Raw genomic sequence first — 14,414 nt, forward strand, 5'->3', positions numbered from 1 at the left:
GCGAGAAGGCGGCCACGCCCCAGAAGCAGCACCAGGCCGAATTCGGCTCACCCGGCGCCTATTTCGCCGAGAAGACGGTTCGCGCGGTGACGGCGGGCGCGCGCGCGCGCGAAGCCGCCAATGCCAGGACACTTGCGGCCATCGAAAAGCGCTATGGCGTGCCGGGCGAAGTGCTGCTGGCGATCTGGGGCCGCGAGACCGGATTCGGCGCGGCGAAGATGCCTTATGACGCCTTCGAAGTGCTGGGCACCAAGGCATTCATGTCGACCAGGAAGGACTTCTTCCGCACCGAACTGCTTGCCGCACTCGAGATCGTCGAGCGCGGGCTGGCTCCGGTCGGCGCGATGAAATCGTCCTGGGCCGGCGCGCTCGGCCAGCCGCAATTCATGCCGACCTCGTTCCTGAAACATGCCGTCGATTTCGACGGCGACGGCCGCGTCGACATCTGGAACTCGACGCCCGACGTGTTGGCCTCGATCGCCAATTATCTCGTCCACTATGGCTGGGTAAAGGGTCGTGGCTGGGGATTCGAGGTGACGGTGCCGGAAAGCGTTTCCTGTTCGCTGGAAGGCCCGGACCAGGGCAAGAAAATCTCGCAATGGGCTGATATGGGCATCAAGCGCGTCGGCGGCAAACCGTTTCCAGTGAGTGAGCTGAAGGCCGAAGGCTTTCTGCTGATGCCGGCAGGGCGCAGCGGCCCGGCCTTTGTCGCCACGCCCAATTTCTACGTGCTGAAGCAATACAACACCAGCGACCTGTACGCGCTGTTCATCGGCCATGGCGCCGATCGCATCGCCCATGGCGATCAGAACTTCGCCGGCAGCTGGGGCGCGATCGGCGGGCTGCACCGTTCGGACATCGCCGCCCTGCAGCGGGCGCTGGAGGCCAAGGGCTATGATGTCGGCAGCGCCGATGGCCTGCCCGGCTTCAAGACCCGCCGCTCGATCGGCATATGGCAAGCCAAGAACGGCCGCGCCGCCACCTGCTTTCCTGACGCCGATCTGGTCGCAGTGCTGAAATAGCTCCGAAATTAGCAGATTTTTCTCGATCGGCAGCCTCGATTGGCTGGCCTATGCGTCGACACCCCACCGGCCTTTCTGGCCCAATGAGCCGTCGTATAAATGCTCGTTGCCCGCCACGGGGCCGCCGGGTATGGTGTTGACCAACTGGACAAAAACCACGACGGTAAGTGGGCAGAGGGGCCGTCTCCAGGCCCCGAAAAAATTCCGCAACCCTGAGCCGGGAACTCAGGTCAACAAACAACAAAACAGGGAACAATCACAATGATGATGGAAAAGTTTGCTCTACGCTCTCGCTTCCTGCTCGCGGGTGCCGCCATGTCGGCGCTGCTTCTGGCCGGCGCGCCCGCCGGTGCGGTCACGCCCGCCGACACGCTGGTCGAAGGTTTCGCGATCGACGACATCATCTCCATGGATCCGGGCGAGGCGTTCGAGCTGTCGACCGCCGAGGTCACCGGCAACACCTATGATCTGCTTGTCCGTCTCGACCTCAGCGACACCTCCAAGGTCAAGGGCGACCTTGCCGAAAGCTGGACCGTCTCCGATGACGGCCTGACCTACACGTTCAAGCTCAAGCCCGGCCTGAAATTCGCTTCCGGCAATCCGATCACGGCGTCCGATGTCGCCTGGTCGTTCGAGCGCGTCATCAAGCTCGACAAGAGCCCGGCCTTCATCATCGGCCAGTTTGGCATCAGCGGTGACAACGTCACCGAAAAGGCCAAGGCTGTCGACGACGGCACCTTCCAGTTCACCGTCGACAAGGCCTATGCGCCGAGCTTCGTGCTGAACTGCCTGTCGGCAACGGTGGCTTCGGTGGTCGACGCCAAGCTGGTCAAGGAGCATGTCGCTTCGGTCACGCCGAGCGCCGACTACAAATGGGACAATGACTTCGGCAATGCCTGGCTGAAGACCGGCTATGCCGGCTCCGGCGTCTTCAAGCTGCGCGAATGGCGGGCCAACGAAGCCGTCGTTCTCGAGCGCAACGACAATTACTACGGCGAAAAAGCCAAGCTTGCCCGCGTCATTTATCGCAACATGAAGGAAAGCTCGGGCCAGCGCCTGGCGCTCGAGGCTGGCGACATCGACGTTGCCCGCAATCTCGAACCGAACGACCTCGACGCCGTCGCCAAGAACGCCGACCTCACCACCACCAGCGCGCCCAGGGCACGGTCTATTACATCAGCCTCAACCAGAAGAACGCGAACCTCGCCAAGCCGGAGGTGCGCCAGGCGTTCAAGTATCTGGTCGACTATGATGCCTTGAGCTCCACCATCCTCAAGGGCATCGGCGAAATCCATCAGACCTTCCTGCCCAAGGGCGTGCTCGGCGAATTGGATGAGAATCCGTTCAAGCTCGATGTCGCCAAGGCCAAGGAATTGCTGGCCAAGGCCGGTCTGCCCGACGGCTTCAGCGTAACCATGGACGTACGCACCGGCCAGCCGACGACCGGGATGGCGGAATCGATCCAGCAGACGCTCGGACAGGCCGGCATCAAGCTCGAGATCATCCCGGGCGACGGCAAGCAGACGCTCACCAAATACCGCGCCCGCAACCACGACATCTATATCGGCCAATGGGGCCAGGATTATTTCGACCCGAACTCCAACGCCCAGACCTTTGCCTCGAACCCGGACAATTCGGATGGGGCCAAGACCAAGACGCTGGCCTGGCGCAACGCCTGGGACATTCCGGACCTGACCAAGCAGACGGAAGCGGCACTGCTCGAGAAGGATGCCGGCAAGCGCGCCGACATGTACAAGGATCTCGAGAAGAAAATCCTCGACACCAGCCCCTTCGTCGTCATCCACCAGCAGCTGGAAGTGGCCGGCCTGCGCAAGAACCTCAAGGGCTTTGCGCTCGGCCCGAGCTTCGACACCAACTTCGTCGGACCGGTGTCCAAGGAATAGTGCTCGCGGACACGCCGCATGAGCGCGGTTGAAAAAGAAGTGGCGGCGGGGCGCGGCAGCGCCCGCGCCGTCGCTGTTGCATCATCGCTTGGCCGTTTCCTGGTCATTGCGATCACGACCTATCTTGGTCTGCTCGCGGTCACCTTCTTCATCGGCCGCGTCATTCCAATCGACCCGGTGCTGGCGGTGCTCGGCGACCGGGCGCCGGCCAATGTGGTTGAGCGCACGCGCCGCGAGATGGGCCTCGATTTGCCGTTGATCGAGCAGTTCTACATCTATGTGAAGAATGCGCTGAACGGCAATTTCGGCGTCTCCGTGCTGACCACCAATCCGGTCATGACCGACATTCGCCGGGCGCTTCCGGCCACGACGGAACTGGCGACCCTCGGAACGCTGATCGGCGCGTTGTTCGGCGTGCCGCTCGGTGTGCTGGCCGCGGTCAGGCGCGGCAGCCTCATCGACCAGATCGTGCGCGTCATCGGCCTGATCGGTTATTCCGTGCCGATCTTCTGGCTGGGGCTGCTTGGGCTGGTGCTGTTTTACGCCAAGCTGCAATGGGTTGCCTTCCCGGCGAGGCTCGACGTCGTCTACGAATACACCTTTACGCCGATCACCGGCTTCTATCTCCTCGACTCTGCGATGCAGGGGCAGTGGGACGTTTTTTACGACGCCTTCCGCCACATCATCCTGCCGGCCTCGCTGCTCGGCTATTTCTCGCTCGCCTATATCAGCCGCATGACGCGCTCGTTCATGCTCAACGAATTGTCGCAGGAATATATCGTCGCGGCGCGCGCCAAGGGCCTGTCGGAAACCCGCATCATCTGGGGCCACGCGCTGCGCAACGCAGCGGTGCCGATGGTGACGGTGATCGCGCTGTCCTATGCCGGACTGCTGGAAGGTTCGGTGCTGACCGAGACCGTCTTCTCATGGCCGGGCATCGGCCTTTACATCACCAATTCGCTGCAGAACGCCGACATGAATGCGGTGCTCGGTGGCACCATCGTCATCGGCTCGGTGTTCATCGCCATCAACCTTCTCTCCGACCTGCTGTATCGGGTGCTCGATCCGAGGACGAAGTCCGCATGAGCGTCGACACCATCCAGAGCCGTCGCGACTGGCTGCTCAGCGAGCGGCCGGCCTCGCGCATGCAGGCAAGGCTCGGCCGCGCCTATGTGGCGTGGCGGCGCTTTTCCGCCAACCGGTTGGCGTTTCTGGGCCTGCTCATCATCATTGCCCTGCTGGTCGTTGCCGCCCTTGCAGGCGTGCTGGCACCTTATTCGCCAACGTTCGGCGACCTGAAGAACGCGCGCCTGCTGGCGCCGAGCGCCGAGCACTGGTTCGGCACCGACGATCTCGGCCGCGATATCCTGTCGCGCATCCTCTACGGCTCGCGCTGGACGCTTTACGTGGTCATCCTGGTCGCCATCATCGCCGCACCCATCGGCCTTCTGGTCGGCACGGTGGCCGGCTATGCCGGCGGCTGGACCGATGCCATCCTGATGCGCATCACCGACATCTTCCTCGCCTTTCCCAAGCTGATCCTGGCGCTGGCCTTCGTCGCAGCACTTGGCCCCGGCATCGAGAATGCGGTGCTGGCCATCGCCATCACCTCATGGCCGCCCTACGCCCGCATCGCGCGGGCAGAGACGCTGACGGTGCGCAATTCCGACTACATCAAGGCGGTGCAACTGATGGGCGCCTCGCCCTTCCGCATCGTGCTGCGCCATATCATGCCGCTTTGCATTTCGTCCCTGATCGTCAGGGTGACGCTCGACATGGCCGGCATCATCCTGACCGCCGCCGGGCTCGGTTTCCTCGGCCTCGGCGCGCAGCCGCCGCTGCCCGAATGGGGCACGATGATCGCGTCCGGCCGCCGCTTCGTGCTCGACCAGTGGTGGGTGGCCGGTGCGCCGGGCTTCGCCATCCTCATCGTCAGCCTCGGCTTCAACCTGCTTGGCGACGGCCTGCGCGACGCGCTCGATCCGCGGAGTGGCGACCAATGAGCGGCGACCAATGAGCGGAGAAACGAAAACGCTTCTCAACGTAGACGACCTGCGCGTCACCTTCCCGACCCGCACCGGGCTGATCGAGGCGGTGCGCGGCGTTTCCTTTTCGCTCGGCCGCGAACGGCTCGGCATCGTCGGCGAATCCGGCTCGGGAAAATCGCAGACCGGCCGCGCCATCATGGGCCTGACGCCACCGCAGGCGCGGATATCGGCCAACAAGCTCGCCTTCGACGGCATCGATTTGCTCACCGTCTCGCCACGCGAACGCAGGAAGCTGCGCGGCAAGCGCATCGCCATGATCCTGCAGGATCCGAAATATTCGCTCGACCCGGTGATGAGCATCGGTCGCCAGATCGTCGAGACGCTGCGCACCCATGAAAAGGTCGGCAAGGCGGAGGCGCGCGACCGTGCATTGGCCATGCTGGAGGCGGTGCAGATCCGTGATCCCTCTCGCGTCTTCAATTTGCATCCGCATGAAGTTTCGGGCGGCATGGGCCAGCGCGCCATGATCGCCATGATGCTGATCGCCGGTCCGGAAATGATGATCGCCGACGAGCCGACCTCGGCGCTCGACGTCACCGTGCAGCTCGATGTGCTCGGCATCCTCGACCGGCTGGTCAGTGAGCGTGGCATGGGGCTGATCTTCATCTCGCACGATTTGCGCCTGGTCTCGTCCTTCTGCGACCGCGTCATCGTCATGTATGCCGGCAAGGTGGTCGAGCAGCTCAAGGCGTCCGAACTCGGCCAGGCCCAGCATCCCTACACGCGCGGCCTGCTCAATTGCATGCCCAAGATCGGTGCCGACCGCCACCCGCTGCCGGTGCTCGACCGCAAGCCGGAGTGGGCGGCATGACTTCTGCGATTGCCGTCGACAGGCTGGAAGTGATCTTCGACCGTTTTCGCGCACTGAAAGGCGTCAGCCTCGACGTGCAGCCGGGCGAATCCTTCGGCCTGGTCGGCGAATCCGGCTCCGGCAAATCGACGCTGCTGCGGGCCATCGCCGGCCTTGCGCCGGTTGCATCGGGCGGCATCGTCGTCAACGGCAAGACGCTCGGCGCGCGCCGCGACAAGGCCTTCTACCGTGAAGTGCAGATGGTCTTCCAGGATCCGTACGGGTCGCTGCACCCGCGCCAGACCGTCGACCGTCTGCTGCAGGAGCCGCTTGCCATCCATGGCTTTGCCGACGGCGAAAAGCGTATCCAGCGGGCGCTCGACGAAGTCGGCCTCGGCAACGGTTTTCGGTTTCGCTATTCGCACCAGCTCTCCGGCGGCCAGCGCCAGCGCGTGGCGATCGCGCGTGCGCTCATTCTGGAACCGTCGATCCTGCTGCTCGACGAGCCGACCTCGGCGCTCGATGCCTCGGTGCAGGCGGAAGTGCTCAACCTGCTGGAAGAGGTACGCAAGCGCCGCAAGCTGACCTTCCTGATGGTCAGCCACGACCTCGCCATCATCACCCATATGTGCGAGCGGCTGATGGTGATGCAAAGCGGCGAGGCGGTGGAGAATCTGGCGGCGGCAGACCTTGTCGAGCGCCGCGTGACCAAGGACTATACGCGCAATCTGTTGCGGGCCAGCGACGGGTTTGTGAGAACCGCTTGAATTCGTTTTCTCTTTTGCGCCGAACAACCATCTTGGGGAATTCCCATGGAGGAATGGAAGTTTGCGGATCCGCCCAATGTCGCGGTGTTTGTGGATAGGGCAGTCGTTACCCGCGGCGATTGGATTACATACGTCTCACATGACGATGACGACGGCAGTTGGCAATTCCACAACAGCGAAACCGGACCTGTTGACGAAGGCGATATCATGATCGTCAGCTTGCAAAACGTTGTGCAGCGGGACGAAAGCATCCAGGCGTTGGCGGACTTGCCAGAAGGCTGGCACGCTTGGCGCACCTCGAAATCGTCGCCATGGCAACGCGCCAGGTCGCGCCCTGTGCCCTCCAACGACAACGAATGATCAGGCAAAGCCTTAGGCTGAGCCTTGCGCCAGTTCGCCGCTCTCCAGAACGGGTGGCTCTTCCCGGCCCTTCGGCTCCTTGATCCTGAACCACGTCACATAAAGCGCCGGCAGGAACAGCAGCGTGATTGCGGTACCCGCGATGATGCCGCCCATCATCGCATAGGCCATCGGACCCCAGAACACTTCACGCGCGATCGGGATCAGCGCCAGGCTGGCGGCCGCCGCCGTCAGTGCGATCGGCCGCATCCGGTGTTCGGTCGCTTCGATGACCGCCGCCCAGCGGTCCTTGCCCTCTCGAACAAGATCCTCGATCTGCACGATCAGGATGACCGAATTGCGGATCAGGATGCCGATCAGCGCCAGCACGCCCAGGATGGCGACGAAGCCCAGCGGCGCTCCGCTCGGCACCAGGGCCGCCACCACGCCGATCAGGCCGAGCGGCGCCACCGCCACGACCAGGAACAGGCGCTGGAAGCTTTGCAACTGCACCATCAGGATCGTTGCCATGACGAACAGCATCAACGGCACGACGGCGGCGATCGGTCCCTGACTTTTGGCGCTCTCCTCGACCGAGCCGGCGGTGGCGATCGAATAGCCCGGCGGCAGCTTGGCGGTGAAGGCATCGACCGATGGCTTCAGTTCGTTGACGACCGTGGCCGGCAGCACGTCGCCGACCAGCCCGGCGCGCACGGTGATGGTCGGGATGCGATCGCGTCGCCACACCGTCGGTTGCTCCAGATCGTAGCGGAAGTTGGCGACCGCCGCGAGCGGGATCGCCTCGCCGGTGCTGGTCGGCAACTGCATGTTCTGCAACGTCTCGATCGAGCCGCGTTCGGCCCCGCGGGAGCGGGCCACGACATTGATCAGGTAGGTCGCGTCGCGCACCTGCGTGATGGTGGCGCCGCCGACCGTACTGTTCAGCGCGCTGGCGATGTCGGAGGAGGTGATGCCGAGCTGGCGTGCCTTGTCCTGCAGCACGTCGACCCTCAGCACCCGCTGCGGCTCGTTCCAGTCGAAGGTCGGCGCAGCGAGCTTTGGATTGGCGGAGATGACACCGGCGAATTGCTGCGCCAGTTCGCGCACCGTCTGGATGTCGGGACCGCCGACGCGGTATTGCACGGGGCGGCCGACCGGCGGTCCGAGTTCGAGCGGCTTGACGAAGGCGTCGGTGCCGACGAACTCCTCGCGCAGCAGCTTTTCCAGCGCCGGCTTGACCCGGTTGCGGGCCTCGATGCTCTTGGTGACGATGACGGTCTGGCCGAAATAGGGGTTGGCCGGCTGCACGTCATAGGCGAGCACGAAACGCACCGCGCCCTGGCCGATATAGGACGAGAAATGGTCGATGTCGGGATTGCCGACCAGCGCCCGCTGCTCGAACCGCTCCATCTGGTCGCGCGTGTCGGCGATCGAAGAATTCTGCGGCAGGTTCCAGTCGACGATCAGCTCCGGCCGGTCCGATGGCGGGAAGAACTGCTGCTGCACCAGGCCGAAGCCGGCGATCGAGCCGGCAAACAACGACACGGTGGCGATGATGGTCAGCCAGTGATGGCGCACCGAGCCGACAAGCACGCGCCGGAACAGTGAGGTGAAGCGGCCCGGCTGGTCGTGATGCTTGGTTTTCATCGTCGCCGGCAGGATGGTGACGCCGAGCAGTGGCGCAAACAGCACCGCCACGATCCATGACACCAGCAGCGAAACGGCGATGACCACGAACAGGGTGAAGGTATATTCGCCGGCGGCGCTGTTGTTGAGGCCGATCGGGATGAAGCCGGCGACAGTTACCAGCGTACCGGTCAGCATCGGAAAGGCGGTCGACGTGTAGACATAGGTCGCTGCCTTGCGCAGATTGTCGCCGACCTCCAGCCGCGCCACCATCATCTCGACCGCGATCATCGCGTCGTCGACCAGAAGGCCGAGCGCGATGATCAGCGCACCCAGGGAAATACGCTGCAGCGAAATGCCGAGATAGGCCATGACGGTGAAGGTGATGGCCAGCACCAGCGGGATCGACAGCGCCACGACGAAGCCGGCGCGCATGCCGAGACTGATGAACGACACGGCGAGCACGATGGCGACCGCCTCGAACAGCGCACGCGTAAAGCCCGAGACGGCCTCCTCGACGATGACCGGCTGGTCGGCCACCAGATGCACGCCGACGCCGACCGGCAGGTCGGCCAGCACCTTGTCCATCTCCTTGTGCAGGGCCTCGCCGAATTCGAGCAGGTTGGCGTTGGGTTTCATGCCGATGGCGAGCCCGATCGCGTCCTGGCCGTTGAAACGGAACAGTGCCGTCGGCGGATCGACATAGCCGCGTGTGATCGTCGCTACGTCGCTCAGGCGGAAGAAGCGGTCGTTGACGCGCAGATTGATGGCGCGCAGGCTTTCCTCGGAGGTGAACTGCCCGCCGACACGCACGCTGATGCGCTCCGGCCCGGACTGGATGACGCCGGACGGCGTGATCGCGTTCTGCGCCTGCAGGCTGGCGACGATCGCTTGCTGGTTGAGGCCGAGGGCGGCGATCTGGCGGGTTGAGAATTCGAGATAGATCGCTTCGTCCTGGGCGCCGACCAGGTCGACCTTGCCGGCGTTGGGCACGGTCAGGATCTTTGTTCTGGCATCCTCGACATAGTCGCGCAACTGGCGCGGCGTCAGCCCGTCCGATGTGAAGGCGTAGATGTTGCCATAGACGTCGCCGAAGCGGTCGTTGAAGAACGGGCCCTGCACACCCTGCGGAAACTGTGCCCCGATGTCATTGACCATGTTGCGCACCTGAATCCAGTTCGGCACGACATCGCGTGCCTTGGTGGTGTCCTTCAGGTTGACGAAGATGACGGTCTGGCCGGCCGTGGTGACGGACTTGGTGTAGTCGAGGCTGTCGAGTTCCTCGAGTTTCTTCTCGATCCGGTCGGTCACCTGCTGCACGGTTTCCTTGACCGAGGCGCCCGGCCAGTTGGCCTGGATGATCATCGTCTTGATGGTGAAGTTGGGATCTTCTTCACGGCCGAGATTGAGGTAGGAGAACACGCCAGCCACGACGAAGACCAGCATGAAATACCAGACCATGGAGCGGTGGTTGAGCGCCCAGTCGGAGAGATTGAAGCCTTTCATGAGGCCCCTCCCTCGGGCACTGTCACCTTCTGGCCTTCGCTCAGGCTGTGGACGCCCGCCGTGACAACACGCATGCCGGCCTCCAGCCCCTCGGTCACCGTGAAGGTGCCGCCATTCTTCGACGCGACCTTTATGTCGCGTGCGTTCACGCTCGATGTCTGCGGGTCGACGATCCACACTTTCGCGGAACCGTTCTTTTCGAACAGCGCCGACATGGGCAGTTCGATCGTCGGTGCCACCTTGGTCACGCGGGTCGCCGTCACCGTGGAGCCGAGCCGGAAGGCCTGTGGCGGATCCGTGAGCGTCAACCTGACGCGCCGGGTGCGGGTCGAGCCCTCGGATTGCGGTGCGATCTCGCGCAGCTTAGCCCCGGTCTGGATCGTCGGCAGCGACTGCAGGATGACCTGGAAGGGCGTGCCGGCCGCGAGATCACCGGTCAATTGGTCGGGAATGTCGACCACCGCCTCGCGCAGGTCCGAGCGCGCCACGGTGACGACCGTCTGGCCGGGCGAGACCGTCTGGCCAACTTCGGCGCCGACAGCGGTGACGACACCGTCGAAATCAGAGAACAGCCTGGCATAGCCGAGCTGTTCCTGCGATTTGGCAAGCGAGGCCTTGGCCCGCTCGACACCTGCCTCCGCAGCTTTGCGCGCCTGCTGCGCGGCGTCGAAGACAGCTTGCGTGGCGTTGGCCGAGGCGAGTAACTGGCGCTGCCGTTCCTCGCTGGCGGCGGCGTTGGCGAACTGCGCCTCGGCATTGGACAGTTCCGCCTTGGCCGCCTGGAGCGACAACTCCAGCGCGGTCGGATCGAGTGCCGCTATCGTCGTGCCCTTGCTGACGATGTCGCCGACCTGGACGTCGCGCGAGACGACCCGGCCAAGCAGACGGAAGGCCAGATCGGCGCTGACCTGCGGTTCGACGGATCCGGCAAAACCGAAGACTTGCGTGGTGCGCGGCTCGATCACCATCGACAGCACCGGCCGGATGATCTCGGGCGGCTTTTCCTCCGACCTGGAGCAGGATGCCAGCGCGCCGAGCATGAGCACGCCGAGCAGGATGCGCGGCGTCCGGCTCATTGGCCCGCTCCCGATATCTCGATCGTCTGTCCAGGGCTGAGCAGCTGTCCTCCAGCGGTGACGACGCTCTGGCCTTCGTCCAGTCCCCTGGCGATCACGACCGTGCCCGAATTGAACGCCAGCACTTCGACCGGCGCCATCGTCACCGCCTTGGTCGAGGGATCGACGATCCAGACCGCCGGCTTGCCGCCGCTGGACGTCAGCGCCTGCCAGGGCAGCAGGATCGCCTTCGCCGGCTTGGCGCTTACCGAGCCGATGACGGCTGCTCCCAGCGGCATGCCGGCGGGCGTGTCGGGAATGGCGACCTTGACCCGGATCGAGCCCGAAGCCGGGTCGACCGCAGGCGAGATTTCGCGGACCTTGCCCGTTGCCCTGACCTGCGGATCGGACAACAGCGTGATCGTCACCGCAGGCGATGCCGGTGTCTTGGCGATCAGCGTCTCCTGCACGTTGAACACCGCGTCGCGGTCGCCGTCCTCGGCGACGGTGAAGACGGTTTGCGCGGCTTGCACCACTTGGCCGGTTTCGACTTGGCGGGCGGTGATCACGCCGGCGGCACCGGCCTTGAGCTCGGTGAAGGACAGGTTTTGCTGGGCGTTGGAGAAAGCGCTCTGCGCGGCTTCGACGCTGCCTTGTGCCACCTTCAGGGCCTGGTCCGCGGCGTCATAGTCGCGCCTGGTGGTGAAGCCCTGCGCCAGCAGCGTTTTCTGCCGCTCGAAGGCGGCAACGGACTGGGTCAGTTGCGCCTTGGCTGCATCAAGATCGGCCTGCGCCGAGCGCAGGTCGGATTCCTGCTCCTGCGGGTCGATGCGGGCGAGCACCGTGCCTTGATCGACATGCTGGCCGACATCGACAAACCGTTCGGCGACGCGACCGCCGACCCGGAACGACAGATTGTTCAGCGTACGCGCCGCGATCACCCCGGTCAGCGAAGTCCTTGGCGCATAGTCGGCCATCGCCACCGTTTCGGTGCGCACCATGATCTGCAGTTTCTTGTCCGCCGCTTCCTGCTTCTGACAGCCGGCCAGAAGCAGCGCCGCCGTGCAGGCGAAAAGCGCCGGGGCGGCTGGAAAAGACAAAAGACCGGGAGCTTTGACCGATGGCTGCGAGACGGGCGAAGTCACGTTCCTGCTCATGGGCTCTCCCGACCGCGGGCCGCTCGCTGATCGCGGTGCCTCGCGGCCATCCAGAGGATAGTCGATCCCCGGGAAAAGGAAACCGGTCTCGTACGTGTATCGCCCGACTGGCTAAGCGCCGGGATCTGCCCACCGCAGGCCCAATCGCCTGCCGGTGGTGCCGACTTGAGGAAAACGTGAAATAAGGTCAGAAGACATCTCAACGGCATCAAACAGGACGGGCGCCGGCCCGGTGAGGGATACGATGAAGAATTCAGCCATTTCCGAACGCAAGAACCAATCGATTTCCCGCGGCGTCGGCATGACCACGCAGATTTATGCCGACCGGGCTGAGAATTCGGAAATCTGGGATGTCGAGGGGCGTCGCTATATCGATTTCTCGTCGGGCATCGCCGTCGTCAACACCGGGCATCGCCATCCCAGGGTGATCGAGGCGGTCAAGGCACAGCTCGACCGCTTCACCCACACCTGCCACCAGGTGGTGCCCTATGAGAGCTATGTGCGCCTGGCCGAACGGCTGAACGGCATGCTGCCCGGCAAGTTCGAGAAGAAGACGATCTTCGTCACCACCGGGGCCGAGGCTGTCGAGAACGCCATCAAGATCGCCCGCAATGCCACCGGCCGTCAGGCGGTCATTGCCTTCGCCGGCGGCTTCCATGGCCGCACCTTCATGGGCATGGCGCTGACCGGCAAGGTCGTGCCTTACAAGGTCGGCTTCGGCGCCATGCCGGGCGATGTCTACCATGCGCCGTTTCCTGTGCCGCTGCACGGTGTCTCGGTCGCCGACTCGCTGGCGGCGCTCGACCGGTTGTTCAAGGCCGATGTGGATCCGGCGCGCGTCGCCGCCATCATCATCGAGCCGGTTCAGGGCGAGGGCGGCTTCTACGACGCGCCGCGGGATTTCCTGGTTGCGCTGCGCAAGCTTTGCGACCAGCACGGCATGCTGCTGATCGCCGACGAAGTGCAGACCGGCTTTGCCCGCACCGGCAAGATGTTTGCTATGGATCACCATGAGGTGGCCGCCGACATCACCACCATGGCCAAGAGCCTGGCCGGCGGCTTTCCTCTGGCGGCGGTCACCGGCCGCGCCGAAATCATGGATGCGCCCGGCCCCGGCGGGCTCGGCGGCACCTATGGCGGCAGTCCGATCGGCGTTGCCGCGGCGCACGCCGTGCTCGACGTGATCGAGGATGAAAAGCTGTGCGACCGCGCCAATACGCTGGGCGCAAGGCTGAAACAGCGGCTGCAGTCGATCCGCGACGACGTGCCCGAGATCGTCGACATCAGAGGTCTCGGCTTCATGAACGCGGTCGAGTTCAACGACGTCAAGAAGGGCCTGCCCTCAGCCGAGATCGCCAATGCGATCCGGTTGAAGGCGCTCGACAAGGGCCTGATCCTGTTGACCTGCGGCGTCTACGGCAACGTCATCCGCTTCCTGGCGCCGATCACCATCCAGGACGAAGTCATGAACGAAGCACTCGACATTCTGGAAAGCTCGATCCGCGAAGTCTGCGCCGCCTGATCAGTAAGGTGCCGCGCCTGAGGGACGGAATTATCCCGCCGCTCTGGCGGGCTCATTCTCGAGGAAAGCAGCCAGTGCCGCTTTCAGCCCCTCGGGGCCAGCGGCCACCGTCTGCGGCGTCGGCGAGAAGCCGGCGCCCAACATCTTGCGGCCAAGCATATGGTCGCCCGGACGGTTGACCGATTCGATGCCGAGCAGCCGGTCGCCGGCATAGTGGTAGATCGAGAATTTGTTGTCGGGAAGGCCGCCCAGCACGACATGGCTGTCGCCGCCGGCGGTCAGGCCGACCATCTGCAGCTTCATGTCGCCGATGTCGGACCAGAACCATGGCACCGCAGAATAGGCGTCGGCATGGCCTGATATCGTGCGCGCGGCAAGCCGCGCCTGGTCGGTGGCATTCTGCACCGATTCCAGCCGCACGTCGCCGCCGGTGAACCAGTGACGGTAAGAGGCAGCATCGCCAATAGCGAGAATCTCCGGCACCGAAGTCCGCATCTGGTGATCGACGCGGATGCCGTTGGCGATGCCGAGGCCAGCTTCCTGTGCCAGTTCGACATTCGGCACGGCACCAATGCCGACAATGACCATGCGCGCCGGCAGTCTTTCGCCTGACGAGGTGATCGCGGCCACGACATGACCGTTTTCGCCTTCGAGCCCGGCGATCGAGGTGCCGGTGAG

Annotated in this window: 11 protein-coding genes and 1 pseudogene; 8 read left to right on the plus strand and 4 right to left on the minus strand. The window is 64.2% G+C overall.

The features are described from left to right. The 7 genes and pseudogenes from EN994_RS03330 to EN994_RS03360 all read left to right on the plus strand — a co-directional run. On the plus strand, positions 1-1,022 hold a 1,022-nt coding region (locus EN994_RS03330; protein WP_127307398.1), incomplete at its 5' end, for a lytic murein transglycosylase. 408 nt (positions 1,023-1,430) lie between these two features. Continuing rightward, positions 1,431-2,926, plus strand: a pseudogene (locus EN994_RS03335) (ABC transporter substrate-binding protein). Between the two features lie 18 nt (positions 2,927-2,944). Next, positions 2,945-4,012 (plus strand): ABC transporter permease, encoded by a 1,068-nt coding sequence (locus tag EN994_RS03340; RefSeq protein ID WP_013527925.1) that lies wholly within the window; start codon positions 2,945-2,947, stop codon positions 4,010-4,012. Next, the gene (gene nikC / locus EN994_RS03345; RefSeq protein WP_013527924.1) at positions 4,009-4,929 is read left to right on the plus strand and encodes a nickel transporter permease; all 921 of its coding nucleotides are present in this window, start codon (positions 4,009-4,011) and stop codon (positions 4,927-4,929) included. The genes EN994_RS03340 and nikC overlap by 4 nt, the downstream gene beginning before the upstream one ends. A 10-nt stretch (positions 4,930-4,939) precedes the next feature. Beyond that, positions 4,940-5,785 (plus strand): ABC transporter ATP-binding protein, encoded by an 846-nt coding sequence (locus EN994_RS03350; protein WP_063169980.1) that lies wholly within the window; start codon positions 4,940-4,942, stop codon positions 5,783-5,785. After that, on the plus strand, positions 5,782-6,531 hold the full coding sequence (locus tag EN994_RS03355) for an ABC transporter ATP-binding protein (protein WP_013527922.1): 750 nt from the start codon (positions 5,782-5,784) through the stop codon (positions 6,529-6,531). The genes EN994_RS03350 and EN994_RS03355 overlap by 4 nt, the downstream gene beginning before the upstream one ends. Positions 6,532-6,576: 45 nt before the next feature. After that, positions 6,577-6,891 carry a hypothetical protein gene (locus tag EN994_RS03360; RefSeq protein WP_063169981.1) on the plus strand — a complete coding sequence of 105 codons (315 nt, stop codon included), beginning with the start codon at positions 6,577-6,579 and terminating at the stop codon, positions 6,889-6,891. A 12-nt stretch (positions 6,892-6,903) separates the two neighbouring features. Here the strand turns inward: EN994_RS03360 and EN994_RS03365 are convergent, their stop codons facing one another. Genes EN994_RS03365 through EN994_RS03375 form a run of 3 tightly spaced genes read right to left on the minus strand, consistent with a single transcriptional unit; the run spans position 6,904 to position 12,214 of the window. Continuing rightward, the gene (locus EN994_RS03365) at positions 6,904-10,002 is read right to left on the minus strand and encodes an efflux RND transporter permease subunit (RefSeq protein ID WP_063169982.1); all 3,099 of its coding nucleotides are present in this window, start codon (positions 10,000-10,002) and stop codon (positions 6,904-6,906) included. Continuing rightward, on the minus strand, positions 9,999-11,078 hold the full coding sequence (locus EN994_RS03370) for an efflux RND transporter periplasmic adaptor subunit (protein ID WP_024503446.1): 1,080 nt from the start codon (positions 11,076-11,078) through the stop codon (positions 9,999-10,001). The genes EN994_RS03365 and EN994_RS03370 overlap by 4 nt, the downstream gene beginning before the upstream one ends. Then, a complete protein-coding gene (locus EN994_RS03375; protein ID WP_063169983.1) occupies positions 11,075-12,214 on the minus strand; it encodes an efflux RND transporter periplasmic adaptor subunit in 1,140 nt (379 codons plus the stop codon). Before EN994_RS03375 ends, EN994_RS03370 begins: the two co-directional genes overlap by 4 nt. Before the next feature lie 244 nt (positions 12,215-12,458). Here EN994_RS03375 and EN994_RS03380 point away from each other — a divergent pair, with 244 nt between their 5' ends. Further along, complete coding sequence (locus EN994_RS03380) at positions 12,459-13,736, plus strand: 4-aminobutyrate--2-oxoglutarate transaminase (protein ID WP_013527918.1); 1,278 nt, start codon at positions 12,459-12,461, stop codon at positions 13,734-13,736. Positions 13,737-13,766: 30 nt separating this feature from the next. Here EN994_RS03380 and EN994_RS03385 read toward each other — a convergent pair. Next, a partial coding sequence (locus EN994_RS03385; RefSeq protein WP_164745801.1) for an oxidoreductase C-terminal domain-containing protein occupies positions 13,767-14,414 on the minus strand: 648 nt, incomplete at its 5' end.

The organism is Mesorhizobium sp. M7A.F.Ca.CA.002.09.1.1 (assembly GCF_003998555.1).
Taxonomy (GTDB): domain Bacteria; phylum Pseudomonadota; class Alphaproteobacteria; order Rhizobiales; family Rhizobiaceae; genus Mesorhizobium; species Mesorhizobium ciceri.

Excerpts from the sequence above, each read along its gene's own strand:
- nikC (WP_013527924.1), top strand. The coding sequence starts at position 4,009 with ATGAGCGTCGACACCATCCAGAGCCGTCGCGACTGGCTGCTCAGCGAG.
- EN994_RS03360 (WP_063169981.1), top strand. The coding sequence starts at position 6,577 with ATGGAGGAATGGAAGTTTGCGGATCCGCCCAATGTCGCGGTGTTTGTG.
- EN994_RS03355 (WP_013527922.1), top strand. The coding sequence starts at position 5,782 with ATGACTTCTGCGATTGCCGTCGACAGGCTGGAAGTGATCTTCGACCGT.
- EN994_RS03375 (WP_063169983.1), bottom strand. The coding sequence starts at position 12,214 with ATGAGCAGGAACGTGACTTCGCCCGTCTCGCAGCCATCGGTCAAAGCT.
- EN994_RS03380 (WP_013527918.1), top strand. The coding sequence starts at position 12,459 with ATGAAGAATTCAGCCATTTCCGAACGCAAGAACCAATCGATTTCCCGC.
- EN994_RS03365 (WP_063169982.1), bottom strand. The coding sequence starts at position 10,002 with ATGAAAGGCTTCAATCTCTCCGACTGGGCGCTCAACCACCGCTCCATG.
- EN994_RS03370 (WP_024503446.1), bottom strand. The coding sequence starts at position 11,078 with ATGAGCCGGACGCCGCGCATCCTGCTCGGCGTGCTCATGCTCGGCGCG.
- EN994_RS03350 (WP_063169980.1), top strand. The coding sequence starts at position 4,940 with ATGAGCGGAGAAACGAAAACGCTTCTCAACGTAGACGACCTGCGCGTC.
- EN994_RS03340 (WP_013527925.1), top strand. The coding sequence starts at position 2,945 with ATGAGCGCGGTTGAAAAAGAAGTGGCGGCGGGGCGCGGCAGCGCCCGC.